At 65.9% G+C, this 355-nt stretch carries 1 protein-coding gene; it reads left to right on the forward strand.

Annotated features, from left to right (window positions below):
* Positions 1-159: 159 nt before the first annotated feature.
* On the forward strand, positions 160-355 hold a 196-nt coding region (locus tag CBX98_RS25690; RefSeq protein ID WP_146192928.1), incomplete at its 3' end, for a putative DNA-binding domain-containing protein.

Raw genomic sequence — 355 nt, forward strand, 5'->3', positions numbered from 1 at the left:
GCCGGATCCGGTCTGGCAGCTCCATGCGCGATTCGCCGCGCGACTCGGCCACGTCGCCACGATGATCGAGCGCGACGATCACATTCCTGGCCTGGGCGACCTGCTCGCCGAACTGCAGCGGGCTCGCGACATCGCTGCAGTCGCAGCGCGCCAGGCCGCATGAACCTCGACCAATGGCAGCGCCGTTTTGCCGCCTCGGTGTCCGGCACCGGTGAGCACGCTGACTTTGATGCCCGCGGCATGCGCGTCTATGCGAACAACTACCGTGGGCAGCTCATCACCGCTTTGCGCGATGTCTATGCGAAAACACGGCTCTGGCTGGGTGACGAAGCCTTCGACGGCCATGCCGCACGTT

It is taken from the genome of Vibrio sp. T9 (assembly GCF_003123985.1).
Classification (GTDB): Bacteria; Pseudomonadota; Gammaproteobacteria; order Enterobacterales; family Vibrionaceae; genus Vibrio; species Vibrio diabolicus.